General features: G+C 61.6%; 18 protein-coding genes. 11 read left to right on the top strand and 7 right to left on the bottom strand.

Annotation, left to right across the window (positions count from 1 at the left end; genetic code table 11):
- Positions 1 to 28: 28 nt before the first annotated feature.
- The 5 genes from CIC12_RS28055 to CIC12_RS28035 form a co-directional block, all read right to left on the bottom strand.
- Entirely contained in the window at positions 29 to 1,255 is a 1,227-nt protein-coding gene (locus CIC12_RS28055) for an ROK family transcriptional regulator (RefSeq protein ID WP_168669043.1), read from the bottom strand.
- A gap of 31 nt (positions 1,256 to 1,286) precedes the next feature.
- On the bottom strand, positions 1,287 to 2,084 hold the full coding sequence (locus CIC12_RS28050; protein WP_168669041.1) for an ATP-binding cassette domain-containing protein: 798 nt from the start codon (positions 2,082 to 2,084) through the stop codon (positions 1,287 to 1,289).
- 34 nt (positions 2,085 to 2,118) lie between these two features.
- Entirely contained in the window at positions 2,119 to 3,105 is a 987-nt protein-coding gene (locus CIC12_RS28045) for an ABC transporter permease (RefSeq protein ID WP_168669039.1), read from the bottom strand.
- Positions 3,106 to 3,195: 90 nt separating this feature from the next.
- On the bottom strand, positions 3,196 to 4,200 hold the full coding sequence (locus CIC12_RS28040) for a sugar ABC transporter substrate-binding protein (protein ID WP_168669037.1): 1,005 nt from the start codon (positions 4,198 to 4,200) through the stop codon (positions 3,196 to 3,198).
- Between the two features lie 612 nt (positions 4,201 to 4,812).
- Positions 4,813 to 5,844, bottom strand: a complete 1,032-nt coding sequence (locus CIC12_RS28035) for a LacI family DNA-binding transcriptional regulator (protein ID WP_168669035.1) — start codon at positions 5,842 to 5,844, stop codon at positions 4,813 to 4,815.
- A 191-nt stretch (positions 5,845 to 6,035) separates the two neighbouring features.
- Between CIC12_RS28035 and CIC12_RS28030 the strand changes: the two genes are divergently transcribed.
- From CIC12_RS28030 to CIC12_RS28010, 5 genes are all read left to right on the top strand, one after another.
- Positions 6,036 to 7,199, top strand: a complete 1,164-nt coding sequence (locus CIC12_RS28030; RefSeq protein ID WP_168669033.1) for an ABC transporter ATP-binding protein — start codon at positions 6,036 to 6,038, stop codon at positions 7,197 to 7,199.
- 17 nt (positions 7,200 to 7,216) lie between these two features.
- On the top strand, positions 7,217 to 9,202 hold the full coding sequence (locus tag CIC12_RS28025) for a beta-galactosidase (RefSeq protein WP_168669031.1): 1,986 nt from the start codon (positions 7,217 to 7,219) through the stop codon (positions 9,200 to 9,202).
- Between the two features lie 83 nt (positions 9,203 to 9,285).
- The gene (locus CIC12_RS28020) at positions 9,286 to 10,542 is read left to right on the top strand and encodes an ABC transporter substrate-binding protein (protein WP_168669029.1); all 1,257 of its coding nucleotides are present in this window, start codon (positions 9,286 to 9,288) and stop codon (positions 10,540 to 10,542) included.
- Positions 10,543 to 10,724: 182 nt separating this feature from the next.
- Entirely contained in the window at positions 10,725 to 11,702 is a 978-nt protein-coding gene (locus CIC12_RS28015; protein ID WP_168669027.1) for an ABC transporter permease subunit, read from the top strand.
- Between the two features lie 11 nt (positions 11,703 to 11,713).
- Entirely contained in the window at positions 11,714 to 12,565 is an 852-nt protein-coding gene (locus CIC12_RS28010) for a carbohydrate ABC transporter permease (RefSeq protein ID WP_121323237.1), read from the top strand.
- 81 nt (positions 12,566 to 12,646) lie between these two features.
- Here the strand turns inward: CIC12_RS28010 and CIC12_RS33420 are convergent, their stop codons facing one another.
- A complete protein-coding gene (locus tag CIC12_RS33420; protein ID WP_238812922.1) occupies positions 12,647 to 13,039 on the bottom strand; it encodes a hypothetical protein in 393 nt (130 codons plus the stop codon).
- A 78-nt stretch (positions 13,040 to 13,117) separates the two neighbouring features.
- Here CIC12_RS33420 and CIC12_RS33415 point away from each other — a divergent pair, with 78 nt between their 5' ends.
- Complete coding sequence (locus tag CIC12_RS33415; protein ID WP_238812921.1) at positions 13,118 to 13,429, top strand: hypothetical protein; 312 nt, start codon at positions 13,118 to 13,120, stop codon at positions 13,427 to 13,429.
- A 146-nt stretch (positions 13,430 to 13,575) separates the two neighbouring features.
- Here the strand turns inward: CIC12_RS33415 and CIC12_RS28000 are convergent, their stop codons facing one another.
- Positions 13,576 to 15,750, bottom strand: a complete 2,175-nt coding sequence (locus tag CIC12_RS28000) for a hypothetical protein (protein ID WP_168669023.1) — start codon at positions 15,748 to 15,750, stop codon at positions 13,576 to 13,578.
- 977 nt (positions 15,751 to 16,727) lie between these two features.
- Between CIC12_RS28000 and CIC12_RS27995 the strand changes: the two genes are divergently transcribed.
- The 5 genes from CIC12_RS27995 to CIC12_RS27970 all read left to right on the top strand — a co-directional run bounded on the left by CIC12_RS27995 (position 16,728) and on the right by CIC12_RS27970 (position 19,629).
- Positions 16,728 to 17,060 carry a DUF2322 family protein gene (locus CIC12_RS27995; RefSeq protein WP_168669021.1) on the top strand — a complete coding sequence of 111 codons (333 nt, stop codon included), beginning with the start codon at positions 16,728 to 16,730 and terminating at the stop codon, positions 17,058 to 17,060.
- A 384-nt stretch (positions 17,061 to 17,444) separates the two neighbouring features.
- The gene (locus CIC12_RS27985; protein ID WP_168669019.1) at positions 17,445 to 17,735 is read left to right on the top strand and encodes a hypothetical protein; all 291 of its coding nucleotides are present in this window, start codon (positions 17,445 to 17,447) and stop codon (positions 17,733 to 17,735) included.
- On the top strand, positions 17,736 to 17,933 hold the full coding sequence (locus tag CIC12_RS27980) for a hypothetical protein (protein WP_168668882.1): 198 nt from the start codon (positions 17,736 to 17,738) through the stop codon (positions 17,931 to 17,933).
- A gap of 108 nt (positions 17,934 to 18,041) precedes the next feature.
- On the top strand, positions 18,042 to 18,269 hold the full coding sequence (locus CIC12_RS27975) for a hypothetical protein (RefSeq protein WP_168669017.1): 228 nt from the start codon (positions 18,042 to 18,044) through the stop codon (positions 18,267 to 18,269).
- Positions 18,270 to 18,723: 454 nt separating this feature from the next.
- Positions 18,724 to 19,629, top strand: coding sequence for a M23 family metallopeptidase (locus tag CIC12_RS27970; protein ID WP_342030578.1), 906 nt, complete (start codon positions 18,724 to 18,726; stop codon positions 19,627 to 19,629).
- Positions 19,630 to 20,261: the final 632 nt, after the last annotated feature.

Here is a 20,261-nt window from a genome sequence, read left to right as displayed (position 1 = left end):
CTTCAGCAATGAACGCTGTGAGCAGCGCTCAATAATCCGTGTCCGTCGCCGGTTTCAGGAACAGCTCATGCACCGGCGCGAAATGCGCATACAGCGGCAGAATCGCGCCGCCCATCGCACGCGCATCGGCGCCGATCGCGCCTTCGAGCAATTGCGGACGCACCATCCCTTCCCATTCGAAGCGATCGAGCACGCGTTCGGTGCGACGAATGATTTCGCGCACCAGTTGCCGGTCGAGTTCGCCGTCGATCACGATCGCTTCGAGGTCGAGCAACGCGGCCGCACTGGTCAGCGCGCTGGCGATCGCCGGGCATGCGCTGTCGAGCCATTGTTCGGTATGCCGCCACAATTCCGGCGACAGCGCGCGATGATCGTGTGCGGCGGCCGGCAACGCGCCCGCGTCGCTGAACAGCTTTTCAAGCACGAAGCCCGAAGCCGCGTGCAGCAATTGCCGCGCGGGTTTGCGCGCGCTGCCGTCGCGCAGCGGAATCGAACCAACGGCGCCCGCGTTGTCATGCGGCCCGCCATGCAGGCGTCCGTCGATCACGAGCCCGCCGCCGATGAAGGTGCCGACGAACAGATACAGGAAGTTGTGAATGCCGCGACCCTGGCCCATCACGAGTTCGGCCGCGCAGGCAGCGGTGGTGTCTTTGGCGAACTCCACCGGCAGGCCCGTCATGGTCGCGATGCGGGCGCGCAAGTCGATCTCGTTCCAGGCGTCGAGCGCGTCCGGCGGCGCGCCGAGAAAGTCGCGCCAGCCGCCTAGCCACAGCGGCGCCGCGACGCCCACGCCGACTACCTTGGCGGCGTTCGCGCCGAGCGTGCGCTTTACGCGTGCGAGTCTGCCTTCGAGCGCGGGAAACAGCGTGCGCGGATCGGGATAGGCATACTCGAATACATCGCGGCACACCACATGACCGGCAAAATCCATCGCCAGCACGTCAAGGCTGCGGCGTCCCACCTTGATGCCGATGGTATATGCGCCGCCCGCGCGCAACGCGATCGGCACCGACGGTTGGCCGATCCTGCCGCGCACGCGCGCCTGTTTTTCGAGCAGGCCGTCGTCGATCAGACGGTCGACGATCATCGACACTGTCTGCATCGACAGACGCGTGAGGCGGCCCACGTCGGCTTTCGGCAGCGGCCCGTGCAGGCGGATCGCCTGCAGCACGATGCGTTCGTTGAATTGACGCATGCCGACCTGATTCGAGCCGACCGTGCGTTTGAGCGGGGAGCGAGCGCCGGTGGTATCCATCGTCGCGAATCCGCTCAGCAGGAGGCGCGCGTCATGCAATCGCCTTGACGTCTGCTTCCTTTGCGCCAGTCATGATCGCAACCGCCTCCGACATGTGCACATCGCTCCGGTTGACGAGCGCCGCGCGCCGGCCGAGCCGTTGAATATGAATGCGATCGGCGACTTCGAACACGTGCGGCATGTTGTGGCTGATGAGAATCACCGGTAGCCCGCGATCGCGCACGCGCCGGATCAGTTCGAGCACCATGTTGCCCTCCTTCACGCCGAGCGCGGCGGTGGGTTCGTCGAGAATCACCACGTGGCGTGCAAAGGCCGCGCTGCGCGCCACCGCGACGCCCTGACGCTGGCCGCCCGACAGCGTTTCGACCGCCTGGCGCATCGAACGGATGCCGATCTGCAGGTCCTTCATATGCGCAGTCGCTTCTTCGAGCATGCGGCGCTTGTCGATCATTTTGAAGAGCGAGCCGCGCCAGCCCGGCTTGAGCAGTTCGCGGGCGAGGAACAGGTTCTCGGCGATGCTCATCGCCGGCGCGACCGCGAGTTCCTGGTACACGGTTTCGATGCCTTGCGCGCGCGCATCCAGCGGGCTGCGGAATCTGACCGGTTTGCCGTCGAGCAGTATCTCGCCTTCGTCCGGCACGGTCGCGCCGGACAGCGCCTTGATCAACGACGATTTGCCTGCGCCGTTGTCGCCGATCACCGCGAGAATTTCTCCGGGCAGCACTTCGAAATCGCAACCATCGAGCGCGGTTACGTTGCCATAACGTTTGACGAGTCCGCGCGCCTGCAGAACGGGCATCGTGGAGGAAGCGGAAATAGGTGTCGACATGACGGGCTCCATGCAAGACAAGTGCCGTGAGTACTCAACCGCGGCGGTGAGAGAGTTTGTCCGCGGCCACCGCGAGAATCACCAGCATGCCGGTGATCAACACCTGGTAGACCGAAGAAACACCGATCAGCGTCAAGCCATTGCGAAACACGCCGACGATCAACGCACCGAGCAAGGTGCCGACAATCGAGCCGCGTCCGCCGAACAGACTCGTGCCGCCGAGCACGACCGCGGTAATGCTGTCGAGGTTCTCGGTTTGCCCCGCCTGCGGATCGCCGACGCCCGTGCGCGATACCGACAGCAGCGCGGCGATACCGTAGATCGCGCCGGCCAGCGAGTACACCGTGAGCAGGATCTTCTGCGAAGAGAGGCCCATCAAACGCGCAGCTTCTGCGTTGTTGCCGAGCGCATATAAGTGACGCCCCGGCACCGTGTCGCGCAGCACGAACCAGGTGGCGAGATACATCAGCAGCGTGAGGACGGTGCCGTACGTAACGTCCGCCGGACCGAGCTTGAACGTGTTGCCGAAGAACATGATCGCGTCGGGCAGGTTCGACACGCTCTCCGCATTCGAATAGATCTGCGTGAGCGCGAACGCGATGTTCAACGTCCCCAGCGTGACGATGAAGGCGGGCAGTTTGATGCGCGTGATCAATACGCCGTTGAGCGCGCCGAACAAGGTGCTCGCGGCGATCCCGCACAGGATGGCGAGAATCGGCGGCACGCCGAGCGTGACCGCGAATTTGGTCATGATGATCGAGCCGAACGCCATCACCATGCCGCACGACAGATCGATACCGCCAGTCAGCACGATCAACGTCTGACCGATGGCAATGACCGCGACCACCATGGTCTGTTGCAGGATCAGCGAGAGGTTCTGGAACGACAGGAAGCGGCTGCTCTGCGAAATGAAGAAGCCGCATGCCAGCACCAGCGCGATCAGCGGACCGACCTCGGCAAGCGACGGCAGACGGTCGGCGAGAGTGCGTGAATGGCCCGCGGGCGCGGAAGGAGTCGACATGATGATGTCCTCGATACATGAGCGTGCCATACGGGCCACGCGGCAAATCAGATTGCGGCCCGCCGCGGCGGGCACGTCACACAGTGCGCGTTACTTGTTGCCCCAACAGTTGTCGAGGCCGAACTTCGTATCCTTGCTGTCGATGCCGGACATCGGCTTGTCGGTAATCAGCGTCACGCCCGTGTCCTGATAGCCGGAGACTTTCTTGCCGGTCTTCGCGTACTCGACCCCGGCGTCCACCCCGAGTGCGGCCATCTTCAGCGGATACTGCTGCGAGGTCGCGGCGATCGAACCGGCCTTCACGTTGCGCACGCCTTCGCAGCCACCGTCGATCGAAACGATCATCACGCTCTTGTCCTTGCCCGCCGCCTTGAGCGCTCGATACGCGCCCGCCGCGGCCGGTTCGTTGATCGTGTAGACCACGTTGATATCCGGCGATTTCTGCAGGCAGTTCTCCATCGCCGTCTGGCCCTTCGCCTGATCGCCGCGCGTATCCTGGCTGCAGACGACCGACGGGTCGCCTTCCTTCACACCGAAGCCTTCCAGAAAGCCGTTATGACGCAGCACGCCGACCGATACGCCGGGCGCGAGATCGAGCGTGGCGATCTTCGCGGGTTTGCCGTTCAGCGCGGCCTTTGCGTATTTGCCGATCAGCACGCCCGCCTTGAAGTTGTCGGTAGCGAAGAGGGCGTCGGTGGCGTCCTGCGGATCGGTCGGCGTATCGAGTGCGACCACCATCACGCCGGCGGCGCGTGCTTTTCTGATGCTCGGCACGATTGCCTTTGTGTCGCTCGGCGTGATCAGAATCGCTTTCGCGCCGGCCGTCATCATGTTTTCGATCGCGGTGACCTGGCTTGCGTTGTCGCCGTCGAACTTGCCGGCGGCGCTGATCAGTTTCGCGCCGCTTTTCGAGGCGGCCGCTTCGGCACCCTGTTTCATCTTCACGAAGAACGGGTTGGTGTCGGTCTTGGTGATCAGGCCGACGACCGGCTGGTCGGCGGCCTGGCTCGCGCTCGCACACCACACCGCCGATGCCGCGACGCACATCGACACGATTTTCCTGACGACAGGATGCCTGCGGGAATGCTGATTCATGGGACGCTCCTCCGGTTGTTGGCGACGACGTTCTGCACTACTGGCTGCCGGCGGCGGATGCGAAACGCTGCCGGTCGACAACCAGGGTTATTGCGTTGATGTGAAGTGGCCGCTCGTGGCGGTGACGGTGAACACTGCTCCCCTAAATCACTTTGGTTGATTTAGTACAGCAGGCGTGCTGACTTGCGTCAAGGCAGAATTTCGCCGGGACGTTGACGCGCGCGAGCACGCCGCGAGGCGGCAGCCCTTGTCGGGAGAGGCTTACAGGCTGTGGTGCGCTGCAAGGTGAAGGATCAGGGCTTCGGGAAAGTCCTGGCTCATTCGAAAGGTGTTTGACGTCTGAATGATGCGATTTTTGCCGGAAAACGGTAGGCGTCGCGTGGCTATTGAGCGAACCGTGACGTGCGCAGCGAACGCGGTGGCGGCGAGGTGATTGCCGCTGCCGTGTTGCGGCGAGATACGAGCGCGTGGAGAGGTCGATGTCGCGGCAGAACCGTTTGCCGTTTCGTCTCGAGTTGCGTGACGACGCGCTGTAGCATCCGCTGCGCGACTCCTGGCATCCCTACGAATTGGCAGCCGATCATGAAAGACTGCGCTGCTTTTACGGCCGCATCACCGCGCGCGCGGCGCACCCGTGGAGGCCCGCACGACAAGTTCGGGCGGGGAAGAGACCCGCATCGGCACGTCGGCTGCGCCGCGCCTTGCCTGGCCATACGACGACTCGATCAGCTCGCGCAGCAGCGAGACTGCCAGTCCAGCCACCTCGACCGTAGGTACGGCCACTGTGGTCAACGCGGGCCGCGAGTCGCGCGCGAGTTGAATGTCGGTGATGCCGATCACTGACAGCTCGCCGGGAACGCTCAAGCCGAGATCGGCGGCGGCGTGCATCGCGCCGAGCGCAGGCAGGTCGTTGGTCGCGAAGATCGCGGTGAGCTTTGGATCGGCTTCGAGCAGCGCACGCGCCGCGACGTAGCCGCCATGAATCGTATCGGCCGCATGCCGGACGCGGTTCTTCGGCGCGCCCGCCGCGCGCAGCGCATCGACGAAACCCTCGTAGCGGGCCGCATGAATGCCCGAAGCCTTGCTGCCGACAATTGCGCCGATCCGCCGATGCCCAAGTTCCAGCAGATGCGCGCCGGCCAGTTCGCCGGCGCGCCGGAAGTCGACCGCGACGCACGGCAGCCCGGGCGGTTCGTGCGGCCGTTCCCACATGCACAGCACCACTGGCGTGCCGCGCGCTTCGGTCGTATGAAGGTCGGCGAAGTCGAGATTTGCGTTCGTCACGAGCACGCCCTCGGACAGCGTGCCTGCAATCTGGTCGAGATACGCGCGGCCGCTCAACGGATCTTCGTTCGTATTGCAGATGATCACGAAATGGCCGCTCGTGCGCGCCGCGCGTTCGACGGCGAGCGCGAACTCCGGATAGAACGGATTGGCGATGCTCGATACCATCAGCGCAAGCGTCGGCGCGCGGCCTTCGGCGAGCGCGCGGGCGGCCAGATGCGGGCGATAGCCAAGCGCCTCGACGGCATCGAGCACCCGCTGCCGGGTCGTCGCACCGACGCGGCCGCGGTTGCGCAACACGTTCGAGACGGTCGCAGGGGTGACGCCGGCATGACGCGCGACTTCGCTAAGTGTGGGCATGGTGTTTTCAATATTTGGGATGGCTGTTCGACATTTGCGTCGCGGCGCAAGGCGCGGCACCATCTGTCGCACAAACAATCGATATCGGAGACCGGCCGGACCCAACGATCGCAAGCGATCGATTTTTTCGGGTCCGCTGATTAAGCGCTTAATCTCCGACTTCGAGGTGATTAAATCACGGAGTCGATGCAATGGCGAGCATTTCGTTAAGAGGGGTGCAGAAGGCGTATGGCGATGGCGCGCTGGTGATCCGCGACGTCGATCTCGAGATCGCGGAGAACGAGTTCTGCGTGTTTCTCGGCCCGTCGGGGTGCGGCAAGTCCACCTTGCTGCGGATGATCGCCGGTCTCGAAGACGTCAGCGACGGCGACCTGTCGATCGGCGGCAAGCTCGTCAACGACGTACCCGCTGCGCAGCGCGGCGTGGCGATGGTGTTCCAGAGCTACGCGCTGTTTCCGCACATGACGGTGTTCGAGAACATGGCCTTCGGCCTCAAGCTCGCCAAAACCCCGAAAGACGAAATCGACCGCAAGGTGCGTGAAGCCGCGCGCATCCTGCAACTCGAGGCGTTGCTCGAACGGCGGCCCAAGGCATTGTCGGGCGGGCAGCGGCAGCGCGTCGCGATCGGCCGGGCCATCGTGCGCGAGCCCGGCGTGTTTCTGTTCGACGAACCGTTGTCCAATCTCGACGCTACGTTGCGCGGGCAGACCCGTGTCGAGATCGCGCGGCTGCACAAGCAGTTCGCCAAGGCGAGCGTGGTCTACGTGACGCACGACCAGATCGAGGCGATGACGCTCGCCGACAAGATCGTGCTGCTGCATGCAGGCAAGGACACCGAGCGCTACGGTAGCGTGGCGCAGATCGGCGCGCCGCTCGAGTTGTATCACCGTCCGAAGAGCCGCTTCGTGGCCGGTTTCATCGGCTCGCCCCGGATGAATTTCCTGCCGGGCAAAGTGACGTCGATCGATCCGCAAGGCGTGGCCATCATGCTCGACCACACCGCTGAAGACTTGCGCGTGCCGGTCAGCGGCGAAGGGCTGCAAAGCGGGCAAACGGTCACGCTCGGCGTACGTCCCGAGCATCTGGAGTTCGTCGACGCATCGTCCGCTTCAACTGCCGGGTCTGCCGACGGTGTGCTCGCGCGCACCGTATCGCTCGTCGAGCAACTCGGCGAACACAGCTACGTTCACCTCGATCAGCCCGGCGGCGCCGTGCTGATCGCCAAAGCGCCGGGCGATACGCGCCTGGTACCCGGGGACGCTGCGCACTTGCGCGTACCCCGCGTCGCCTGCCATCTGTTTACAGAAGACGGCTTTGCGGCCGTTTCGCTCGAATCCGTCGAACACTACGCATAACGTTAGGGGACATTGGGATGCGCCTTGGAGTCTGTTATTACCCGGAACACTGGCCGGAGTCGATGTGGGAAGACGACGCCCGCCGCATGAAAGCGCTCGGCATCGAGCAGGTGCGGATCGCCGAATTCGCATGGAGCCGTATGGAGCCGACGCCCGGCGAATACGACTGGGGCTGGCTTGATCGCGCGATCGACGTGCTGGGCGCGGCCGGGCTGAAGATCGTCATGTGCACGCCGACCGCAACGCCGCCCAAGTGGCTGATCGATCGTTATCCTGACATTCTTCCGATCGGCGCAGACGGACGGCCGCGCGCATTCGGCTCGCGGCGTCATTATGATTTTTCGTCGCCGTCGTATTTCGAAGAATCGCAACGCATCTGCACGGCGGTGGCCGAGCGTTACGGCAAGCATCCGGCAGTCGCGTACTGGCAGACCGACAACGAGTTTGGCTGCCATCACACGGTAGTCAGCTATTCGCCGGCGGCCGTGCAGCGCTTTCGCGAATGGCTGAAGGCACGCTATCGCACGATTGAGGCATTGAACGACGCGTGGGGCACGGTGTTCTGGAGCATGGAGTACCGCAGCTTCGATGAGATCGACGCACCGGTGGCAACAGTCACCGAAGCGCATCCTTCCCACCGCCTCGATTACCGGCGTTTCGCTTCCGACGAAGTGGTGCGCTACAACCGCATGCAGGTCGAGATCATTCGCGCGCATTCGCCGGGCCGCCCGGTCGCGCACAACTTCATGCAGCTCTTCACCGAGTTCGATCACTACAAGGTTGCGGCCGATCTCGACGTCGCGAGCTGGGACAGCTATCCGCTCGGCGCGCTCGAAGAGCAATGGTTCGCGCCGGACGTGAAGGCGCGCTGGCTGCGCAGCGGCCATCCCGACTTCGCGTCGTTCAATCACGACGTGTATCGCGGCATGTCGAAGCTGCCGTTCTGGGTGATGGAGCAACAGCCGGGTCCGGTGAACTGGGCGCTGTGGAATCCGGCGCCGCTGCCGGGTATGGTGCGCTTGTGGAGTTGGGAGGCGTTCGCGCACGGCGCGGGCTGCGTGTCGTACTTCCGCTGGCGTCAGGCGCCGTTCGCGCAGGAACAGATGCACGCGGGGCTGAACACGCCGGACAACCGGCTCGACGTCGGCGGCAACGAGGCGGCTCAGGTGGCGGACGAGATTCGCACGGTGCTCGCCGCGAATGCCGATGCCAACGCCACAATCCGTTCGAAGGTCGCGCTCGTCTATGACTACGAGGCGAAGTGGCTGTTCGAGATTCATCCGCAAGGGGCGGACTTTCACTATCCGCGCTTCGCGTTCGAGTATTACTCGGCGTTGCGTGCACTCGGCCTCGATGTCGACGTCGTGCCGGTGAACGCGCCGTTCGATGGCTACAGTCTGATTGTCGTGCCGCCGTTGCCGGTCGTGCCCGACGATTTCGCGGCGCGCCTCGCCCGCTCGGGCGCGCAGGTGGTGCTCGGTCCGCGTACCGGTTCGAAGACGCCCGAACTGCGGATTCCGGCGAAGCTGCCGCCGGGCCCGCTGGCCTCCGTGCTGCCGGCGCGCGTGTGGCGTGTCGAATCGATGCGGCCGAATGTGACCGACGGCGTGCGTCTCGCTGACAGCAAAAAGACGGGCAATGACGACGGCTACGCGCGTCACTGGCGCGATTTCATCGATAGCGATGGGGCAGCCGCGCTCGACGTGCGCGCCCGTTTTGCGGATGGCCATCCCGCGTATGTGCGCGGCGGCGCGTTTCATTACTTTGCGAGTCTGTTCGACGACGCGCTCACGGTGCGACTGTTCGAGCGGATCGCGCAGGAGGCCGGTGTCGCGACTATGCAACTTGGTGAGAGCGTGCGCGTCGCCCGGCGCGGCGCGTTGACCTACGCGTTCAACTACGGCGACGCCATTCATACGCTCGGTGACGTGGCTGACGACGCTTTCGTGATCGGTTCACGCACGCTCGCGCCGCAAGATGTGGCAGTCTACCGGTCGCGCTGATGCGCCGAAGCGAGGAGCTTGAAGAGGATTCCACGCAGTAACAAACAACGACGCTCAATCAAGGCATAAAGGAGACAGGCAGCATGAAACTGAAACCACGCAAGATTCTGTTGGCATTCGCGTTGGCTGCGGCGGCAGCGGGGGCATCGGTCGTCAGCACGGCTTCGCAGGCCGGTACGCTCGCGGTGAATATCGCGTTCAAGGGCGCAAGCCAACGCGCGGTGTGGCAGTCGGTGATCGACCAGTTCAAGAAGACGCATCCCGGGGTGGACGTGAAAGTGTCGTTCATCGATGAAGAGGCGTACAAGGTGCAGTTGCCCGGCTGGCTCTCCACCGTCGCGCCCGATATCGTCAACTGGCATGACGGCGAGCGGATGGCGTATTACGCGCAGCGCGGCCTGTTCGAAGATCTGAGCGGCGATTGGGCGAAGAACGGCTGGAACGACATGTATGCGTCGACCAAAGAAGCGTCGTCGTATAAGGGCAAGCAATACGCCGCGCCGACGGTGTACTACTCGTGGGGCATGTTCTATCGCAAGGATCTGCTCGATAAAGCCGGCGTGAAGGGCGAGCCGAAAACGTGGGATGAGTTTCTCGACGCTGCGAAGAAGCTGAAAGCCGCGGGTATCACGCCGATCGCCGTCGCAGGCCGTGACGCGTGGACGCTCGCCGGCTGGTTCGATTATCTCGACCTGCGTCTGAACGGCAATGCGTTCCATCAGAAGCTGATGGCCGGTGAGATTCCGTACACCGATCCGCGCGTGAAGAAGGTCTACACGACATGGAAGCAACTGCTGGACGCCGGCTATTTCATCGACAATTCGCTCTCCTACGATCTGGACTCGGTGCAGCCGTTCCTGTTCCAGGGCAAGGCCGCGATGATGCTGATGGGCACCTTCATCACGGCTGGTTTCCCGGCGAACGTGAAGCCGCAAATGGGCTACTTCCAGTTCCCGGTGATCGACCCGAAGGTGCCGACGGCGGAAGATGGCCCGGTCGAATCGCTGCATATCCCGTCGAAAGCGAAGAACAAGGCGGATGCGCACGCGTTCCTCGCCTTCGTCGAAACGCCGCAGATCGGCGCGCAACTGGCGACCGGGCTCGGCTCGCTGTCGGCGAACAGCAAGTCGCCCGAACCTGAAGACCCGATCTCGAAGATCGGCTTCCAGATTCTCGCGAATACGAAGGGCGGCATTGCGCAGTTCTACGATCGGGATATGACCAAGGAAATGGCCGACGAGGGGATGAAGGGGATGCAACAGTTCGTCTCCGATCCCACCAAGCTCGACGACGTGCTCGCGCAACTCGAGCAGACGCGCAAGCGGATCTACAAGAAGTGAACGGGCGCGGCCTGGGGGCCGCTTTGCCGTTGTATTTGTTGGCAACTATCTTGCGTGGGACCAGAGCAAGGGCCTTGCATGGGGCCGGAGTAAGTGCTGAAGCACTTACTCCGGCCGACCGCTTTGCATGGGACCAGAGTAAGGCGCTGAAGCGCCAACTCTGGTCGACAGGAGAAAAGATCGTGTCGCAATCCGTGAGCCGTCACACCGTCGGCGCCCCTGTTGAACCCGGTGCGCCGGGAGCGCCTGCACCGGGCGGCGCGGTGCGTGGCGGGCCATCGGCTGTGCCGCGCCGACGCCGTCCCACGCCGACCGCGCGCCGGCAGCGGCGTGCCGCGTTCCTGTTTCTCGCGCCTGCCTGCGTGATGGTGGCGATCTACGTCGTCTGGCCCATCCTGTCGACCATCCGGCTGAGTTTCTTCAACTGGGACGGTATGACGGAGCCGTCGTTCATCGGGCTCGCGAACTATGTGGAGCTGTTTCACACGCAGACGTTCTACACCGCACTGAAGAACAACCTCATCTGGCTCGTGTTGTTTCTGCTCGCTCCGCCGATGGGCCTCGCAGTCGCGTTATATCTGAACCAGGCGGTGGCTGGCATCCGCATCGTCAAGTCGCTGTTCTTCGCGCCATTCGTGTTGTCGGGCGTGGTGGTCGGTTTGATCTTCTCGTGGTTCTACGACCCGACTTTCGGCCTGCTCGCGTTGATGCTCGGCCACGGCGTGCCGGTGCTCGGCGACCCGCGCTATGCAACGCTCGGGATCGTGTTCGCCGCGCTGTGGCCGCAAACCGCCTATTGCATGATTCTTTATCTGACCGGGCTCACGTCGCTGAACGCAGAGCAGATCGAAGCGGCGCGCATGGAAGGTGCGCATGGCTGGTCGATGCTATGGCACGTGATCCTGCCGCAACTGCGGCCGACCACCTTCATGGCGATCGTCGTCACGATCATCGGCGCGTTGCGCAGCTTCGATCTCATTTCAGTGATGACGGGTGGCGGCCCGTTCGAAAGCTCGACCGTGCTCGCGTATTACATGTACGACCAGGCGATCAAGTACTACCGCATCGGCTATTCGGCGGCGGTGGCGGTCGTGCTGTTCGGCATCATGCTGGTGTACATCGTTTATCACTTGCGGCGGATGCTGCGCGCCGAGCAATAAAGGAACCGATCATGTTTCCAATCCCGATTGACAAATGGAAGCCACTCACGCGCCGCGCATACAAACTGACCTTGCCCGTCGCCTTGCTGATCTGGCTGCTGCCGATGATCGCGGTGCTCGTCACCTCGGTGCGTTCGACGGAAGAACTGAGCGAGGGCAACTACTGGGGATGGCCGAAGCACTTCGCGATGTTCGACAACTATCGCGAGGCGTTGACCACTTCGCCGATGCTGCATTACTTCTGGAACAGCGTGCTGATTACGGTGCCTGCGGTGGTCGGCTCGATTGCCCTGGCCGCGATGGCCGGCTTCGCGTTGGCGATCTACCGCTTTCGCGGCAATTCGACATTGTTCGCCACTTTCGTCGCGGGGAATTTCGTGCCGGTGCAGGTGTTGATGATTCCCGTGCGCGATCTGTCGTTGCAACTCGGGCTGTTCAATACCGTGAGCGCGCTGATTCTGTTCCACGTGTCGTTTCAGACTGGTTTTTGTGCGCTTTTTTTGCGCAACTTCATCAAGCAGTTGCCGTTTGAACTCGTCGAGGCGGCGCGGATCGAAGGGGCGAACGAGTGGACGGTGTTCTTCCGCATCGTGCTGCCGCTGATTCGTCCGGCACTCGCGGCATTGGCGATTCTCGTGTTTACGTTCGTGTGGAACGACTATTTCTGGGCGCTGTGTCTGACGCAAGGCGATGACGCCGCGCCAATCACGGTGGGCGTTGCCGCCTTGAAGGGGCAGTGGACGACGGCATGGAATCTCGTTTCGGCGGGCTCGATTCTGGCCGCGTTGCCGTCGGTGGCGATGTTCTTTGCGATGCAGAAGCACTTCGTCGCCGGCTTGACGTTTGGGGCGACGAAGGGGTGAGGCCAGGGCGTCTGTAGATTGATTCCTGATGCTTGATGCCGTAGAAGGGTTGCCCGCGAAAGCGGGCTTTTTTCCGGGTTGTTATTCCGACGAATGGTTGCTCACGGCCGGCCGCATCACGGCGCGCAGCGCTGCGTGGGCGCTATCGAGCGGTTGCCTGCCCTGGCTGGCAAACTTCACGGCTGGCGCCATCCACGGATGAGCAAACGCGACGACGCTTGCGCCCGCCTCATACGCGTCGTCCGCCGACGCCGCGACGGCGGCGAGGCATGCGTCCATATCTCCACTTTTGAACAGCGCCCAGACTCCCGGTACATGAATGACTTTCACGGACGCATCAGTTCCGCTCGCGTGTTGCGCGAAGAGTCGCCGGGTAGGCTCGATCGCGGATTCAGCGGCGCACAACACGTTGATCGATCCGCCGACTTCCGCTGCTGCGGCGGCCAATGCAGCATCGGCTCTCACGATGGGCACCGGTGAACTCTCCATCTCCGCGACGGCGGGCCCGAGCGTAGCGCACGTCACGATGACGGCATCGGAATCGGCGGCCAATTGCTGAAGACAAAGGCTTGTCTGTGTCAGCAGGTCGGCGGTGAGTGCCCCGGCGTGCTCGACGGCTTCTCGGAGATCCGGTCTCACTTCATGTCGAAGAACATCGCTGCGCAGACCAAGACTGTTGGCCGCATGTTCGAATACCTGGCGATTTCCGCTGATCGTGTGCAAAAAAGAAATGCGCATTGGCTTCTCCCCTCGGTGAAGTTGTCTGAGCCGGATTCATCCGTCTCGGTGCGGATTCGACGCGTCATGTATCGGGAGCCGGGTCGATTGCTGTACTCGCATTGTTGCGATGTCACGCTCGGCTAACAAGACAACTTCTGCTACTGGTATGGCTGGTACCTGCTTTGAAGAATGAATTTTGCCGACGCATATCGAGGTGCGACAACCCCTGTTCCGGTTCGGACGCCGGCCTTCGGAAGAAGGCCGGCGCATCCCCGTGCCCGATGCTGCGTTTAGCTCGCGTCAGCGTACTTCAACGTCCAGCTCAATGTGCGGTTACCACCGCCCGTCAGTGCAAACGGAATTGTTGTACAGGCGAAGTTCGAATGCAGTTGCCCGATCGGTGTGGTCGACAGCGGATTGGTGACCCCGCCCGCCGTCGAGAAGTCAGACAGCGCGCAACTGTCGAAACCCGTGGTGCTGTAGTGGGTCGCGGCGCTGTTCGCATAGTTGACCGAGAAGGCACCGCTCGAGGTGGTGTTCTGGAAGTCGCCGAAAGACGTGAAGTCCGTCTCGACCGACAGGTTGCCGGTCAGCGTTGCCGAACTCAGCGTATCGGTTCGCGTCATTTCGCCGTGACTGAACGTCAACACCGTATGAACCTGGAGATCGAGGTCGGACGCATAGGTTGCGTTCTTCACCGCCTGCCGGAATTTGGCGGTATCGAAAGAGACCACGACCTGGCCGTTATTTTCCTGAACGTTCAGATTCTTGTAATAGGTGACCGGTATATAGGTCTTACTGTTATAAGAAACTTGAGGGATCAACAAGGCGTAGCTGAGGTCCGTTGTGCCGTAAATCAGCTTGTCGGAGAACGGCGTCGGGTAGTAAGGCGTGAACGAGTTGTAGTCGGGCGCCTGGCTCAGGTTCAGGTTGATGACGCGCTTGCCGTCCCGCACAGTGATGAGCGCGGCGCTATAAGGGTGCCCGGTATCGGTCGGCTGGTTGTACCAGGTGAGCGTGTAATGCGGTTTCGCATCGAGCCAGGCTTTCAGGTCGGCATCGGCCATCGGCGCTTTGCCGTTGAAACCCAGCTTGTCCCACCAGGCATTCACGTACATGAACTGGTGCAGCAGGCTGAAGTTCTCACCCATCACCCGAGGCTTGCCGCGATACGTGTCGGTCCCGCGGCCTTTGACCCACATGTTCACGGACGGTGTCGGCAAGGTCGGGTCGTACCAGAACGTTTCATAGCGATAAGCCGCCTTATAGATGAACGAATAGGCGACCTGCATTTCCTGCTGGGTCAATACGCCCGCATTGGCGGCCGCGGTCAGCACTTCCATGAACGCCGTATCGCCGTACGGGCCGATGGAACGCCCATAGTTGAAGCCCTGGCCGTCGGCATTGAGTTGCGGGAGAATCAGGTCGACCGATTTGCGCAGATACGATTTCAATTCCGGCGTCAGGTTGGCCTCATTGCCCATTTCCAGCGTCCGCTCGGTGACTTCGCCGATCAGCAGCGTGCTGTACCGGTCGAAACGCGCCTGATCGTAATAGGTCGTATGGGTGTTCGACGCTTCGTCCGAGAAGCCGCCAGAGGAATCGTTCCTGATGTGCTTGGTCAGCGTGTAGAGCAGTGCATCACGCGCGCCCATGGTTGCCACCGTCGCATCCGAAGTGGAAGAGAAGGTCGGATTGCTCCAGCCGAGTTTCTGCCTGAGCCCCGCAATGCCATAAGAGACCGCGTAATAGTTCTGAGCGGTATTGAGCGAGGCGACGTCGATCGACGTGCCGGCGGCCGGGCATGTATTCGTCTTGCCGCTTGCATCCGCCCCGAACATGTCGCAGAAGGTCAGGCGGCTTTGCATTGTGGCCAGCATCGCGTCGCTGAAGACTTCGTTGAGCATGCCGTGCGCTTTGAAATTGTTGAGCGCAACGAGATAGTAGTACTCGCCCCAGGACGTGTTCGCGTACATGTAATTGGCGCCGTTCATCTGCGTCATCATGGCGGTCGTTATTTTCTGATATGTCGCCAGATAATCCGCGTAGGCCGGATCGCCCTTCGATTTCATGTCGATCAATATCCACGATAGACCCAGCGCGAGTTTGCCGGGCAAGAATTTATCGCCCGTGTTGGTATCCAGCACGTGCACGGGATTGCCGTCGCCAAGATCCATGACGACTTGCGTGAAATCTGGCGCTTTCTTGATGAGATCGAATAACGCTCTCATCTGTCCCATCATCGTAATGGGGACGCCCGCGTCGGCCTGGACGCTCGTGTCGGGTGCACCGTAGACGATCCCGTGCAGCGAAATAGCGCCGCCTTTGGACGGATCTGGTGTGGTGACCGGCGGGATGTTCGGTGAACCGTTGGAGTCGTCATGAGTGCCGCCGCACGCGCTGAATAAAAAAGCCGTGGCGGTACTCAGCGCGAAGGCAAGCGAGGCTTTTTTCAATGAAAGCATTTTGTCTCCAGTTTTAATTTGATTTGATGACTGAATTGATGGCTTTTTTAATAATGGTTGTCTATTTTTTGAGCCCCCTTTGACCAGTTAAATCTGAAATTCGGCGCAATCAGCTTGCGAAGACAAATTCGCATTCATCGTTCACGTGTGAAAGCCTTCGGTGATTTCGTTCCTTGTTGTCATCAGTTGTCATATAACTATTCACGCGGTACCTTGTTGTGCATGGCGGATTGCATGCTTCGCCATGCGCGCCACCTTGGGGCACCTCGCACCGACGGGTATTCGTTGCTGCAACGCACCATCACGTGCGTCTTTCTGCGCCTGAAATATTTGTAAGTCATAGGAGATCATATCTCACGGATATTGGCAAGTCGGATAATGCCGGACCCAAGGACGGCAACATGCGTGACTCGCAAAGCGCAGAGGCGCGGACCCCACTCCGGGGGCTAGTGGGCGATTTTCGATTGTGGACGTTATTGAGTGACCGGTGACGAATGGCGAATTGAATTGAACTGAATTGAATTGGAAATGGATATGCACTTGCAGTGACTTCTCTCGATCGATTTGAATTGGAGGATGATGCGCTCGATAGCGGATTGCTAAGAGCAACGAAGTTCTTGCCCGGCGGCGGCCCGAGCGCCGCATCGGCGACTCCGTATCGGTGCATATTTGCCGTTGAACCGGCGGTACGGTGTGAAACGTTTGCGCGGCTCGAGCCGAAGCAGCCCTGCGTCGAAGAAGACGCGCCTGCTGATCAAAGAGCTGCACGCCAACGGATTTGACGTGCGACATCGCGCGGGCAGCCGCCCTGCAGATTTAAGGAGGAATCCCTGGCATCGACCTGATCCGCAGCGCGATCCCAGGTTCAGCAAGGGTTGTTTGCAACGACACTGTGTTGAGCCAACGCCGCTGGGCAAGCCTCTCTCAGATAAGATACGCCCCGCCATGTATTTTTTAGAAAAGAAGGAGTGTTGTCAGTGATTCAACCGAGCAGCGTATTCAAAGAAAATCTCGCACAGATGCCGGCGATCGACGGTATCGCGCGTATCGATCTGATCGACGGTAAGGGCATCGTGGTCGCGAGCATCGAGAACAAGCCGGGCAAGCAGGGTTCGCTCGCGCTGTACAACTATCTTCGCGAAGCATTCGGCACGCTGGACGTCAAAGCGGCCGAGGCAGGCCTCGCGCTGTTCGCCGAACATACAGCCGACGCGCGTAACCGTCCGGGTGCGCACCCGAACGTCGACCTGCTGCTTGCGATCGTGGCGGGTGGCGAGGCGTTGCGTATCGAAGTCGTCGCCGCAGGCTGAGGCAAGACGTCGCACTGATCGCCGAAGCCGCGCTCGCGGACAGCAGCGCGGTCGTAGCGGTGGGGCGCAATCTGGCGGCCATCATGAGCGGCTGGGGGACTCGGCCGCCTGGACGCTCGCCGCCATCGCCAGGAAAACCCCCTACGCGGAGCAGGAAACGCAGACCTGGAGAGCGCTGTCAGCCTCGACGGATTTCCCTAGGCGAAAAGTTCGAGGCTTTGTGATCGCAAGCGGGCGTCAGATAGCGGCCCGCGCCTATTCTTCAGCGGAATGCCGCGTTTTCGAAGACTTCGGATTGGCTTCACAAACGGCTTCTGTTCAACGGATTGAAAAGCACGGGGCCGGCACAAACTAGCGTCGTGCCATTCGCGCCAGGAGCCTGCGATGTCTTCCCGCCACGACAAAGATCACCCATTTGAAGCCCGCTTGCCGGAATCCGCCGTGCCTGAATCGAACAGGCCGCCGCTGGGTCAGGACGCGGCGATGCACGAGTTGCGACGTGCATCAGAGAGCGTGTTGCGGCTTGCCACGCAGACTTACGCCGCCGTCGCCCGTAGCGACATGGCCGGCGCCGAAATGGCGCGCACGTCGCTTGAACGGCAACTGACGCTGACCACGCGCATGATCGACGGGCTTCTGTTTGGCAGCAGCGACGATCAGCCTACGACGCACTGAGTGCCCGGCAGCCACGACGACATCAATCACAGTCTCGATCCTCTGAAAACTGAAATGAGCGCTTTAACGGTACTTCTCTGCATCTGGGCCACGGTCGCCTTCTGCGCGATCCTTTTTATCCGTGGCGCCAGCGCGCATATCGAGCGTCCGGCGAAAACGCCGCAACCCCGTGCATCGCGCTATTCGATTGCGGAGTAAGGGCGGCGACCCATTGCTGCCGCCGTTGCGCAAGCCGGCGAGGTAACATGAAGTGCGCCAGCGCCCATGCTGGATCGCACTGACGGTACCTTCAGCGGAGGTTGTCGCATGGACACGCATTCGATTCTGGGCATGATGCACGCGCAAGAGGCTTTGCTGGTCTCCGTGGTGCGATCGTTGCCCGCGGACACCAAACGCAAGATCGCCAACGATTTCCATGAGCAGGTTCAACTCGCGGAAACGTCGCATCTGAATCCGACCACCGATCGCGAAGCCAGCGACGCATTCAGGGCCCATATGAGACGGCTGTCGAACATGCTGGCTTCGTTGTCTTGAGCGAAGAGGGCGGCGCGGAATTGTCAAGGTACTGCGTCGCCGAATCAAGCCCGAGCGGCATTCAAACAGCCGCTCGTCCCCACGCCTTTCGATTCGGCCCCTCTCAAAAAAACCGATAAAAACGAACTCCGGGCAATTCGCGCTCTTTCGCACTGACGCGCCGCAATGCATGCCCAATGCACGCGTAGCCGCAAACCTTTGGGTGCGGGTTATTGGGGGCCAGCTTAAGCCCCGCTTAAGAAAGCAACCCTAGGCTTGCCACCAACCTTATGCAGCGCCTCATGCAGTGACTGGGGGTGCTGATCAATAAACCCACCCGCATGTGCGTGTCGTCGGCGCACCGCCGGTCGACCGCTTTTAGTCAATGCCCCTATCTGTAGCTCATGTCCTGCCCGGACGGGCCGGCAAAATCATCGTTGTTTGTGCGATCAGCTCCGTGTGCGCGGCCTACCTGGTGAGCCACGATCGCACTGCCCGCATCGAGGACCCCGACGTGTCTCTGGTGAGCAAGGACTCGGCGAAACCTGCCACCGCCTCACCTGCCGTGCCCGCCGCAACTCGCACCCCCGCGACGAAGCCGCCCGCTTTCACCGTCAAGCACGCATCGATCGAACACAACTTCGCTGCCGCCGCGAAAGCCATGGGTGTCGATCCCGCCACCACGGCGATTCTGGCGCGCGCATTCCGTGGCGAACTCAACTTTTCTCGCGATCTGCGATCCGGCGACAGCGTGAGCGCGGTGTTCGACGAAAGCAGTGACGGTGCTGCGCAGAGCGAGCCGCTCGCGGTTCGCATCGTTCGTGGCGGGACGACACACGACCTGTTCCTGCACAAGGATCTGCAGGGCAAGCCTTTTTACTATTCGAAAGACGGCGCGAGCACCAGGCCTTCGTTCGAGCGCTATCCGTTGGAATTCACGCGGGTGTCGTCGGGCTTTTCGTTGCATCGACTCGATCCGGTGCTGCATCGCTGGCAAAGTCATGACGGTGTCGACCTCGCCGCACCGGCCGGCACTCCCGTTCATGCAACGGCGCGCGGCGTGGTCCGCTTCATCGGTCGGCAGACCGGCTACGGAAAAGTGGTCGTCATTCAGAATCCGCCGCCGTATTCGACGACGTTCGCTCATCTGTCGCGCTTTGCCAAAGGCTTGCGTCGCGGCAGCCGGGTCACCCGCGATCAGGTGATCGGCTATGTCGGCGAAACGGGTTGGGCGACCGGTCCGCATCTGCACTACGAAGTCCACGTGGACAACGTCCCGCACGATCCGCTGACAGTCGAGTTGCCGCAGAAGACACCGCTTCACGCCGACGAGATGCCGCAGTTCAAGGCGCGCGTCGCGGAATTGACGGCACTTTTGTGAGCCGACGCGGGCCGCGACGACGCAACGCGTTCGCGGGCCGTCGCGCCATGGCGAACGCAAACGTCCTCCGGGAGCGCAGCAACTACGTCTCAGTTTTGCTACATGTGGGTCAGGGCTGGATAGCCACTAGTGTCTTCGCTCAAACACCGGTATATCTGATCGAAGTGGTCGGCAAACTCTTGTCAGCCGGTACGGTTAAGGGTTTTCCATTGGCCGCTGGATCGCGTGCTCCGACTCGTGCGGAAGCGCTGCCACGCAAACGGCCCGCGTCTCAATTCCGATTCATTGCGTGCCGTGAAGCAGGCGTTAGTGCGGAAACCGAATCACACGACGTTGTCCAGCAACGCTTTGAGGCCGTGTGGCATAGCAGTTGCAATAAGCGAATCACAAAGCAAAACACGCTGCAGCCGGAGATACAAAGCAGTACCACGCAGTGAACAAATTCCGGCAGCAGCAAATGTCTTCGTGGATCGCGTTTGGGGAAATCGACGCATCTCACGGGGTGCGGCGGGGCCAACAAAAATACGGATGTCGATAAAACAGCGACACGGGTGGCCGATCCGAAATGTATCGACCACCCGTGATCGTGACAACGTGTGACGCGGGGGCCTCGCCACTTTTTTCCAGATCGT

Origin of the sequence: Paraburkholderia sp. SG-MS1 (assembly GCF_012275575.1) — a bacterium.
Taxonomy (GTDB): domain Bacteria; phylum Pseudomonadota; class Gammaproteobacteria; order Burkholderiales; family Burkholderiaceae; genus Paraburkholderia.
The sequence above is the reverse complement of the archived record's forward strand: the minus strand, read 5'-3'. Positions and strand labels throughout refer to the sequence as shown.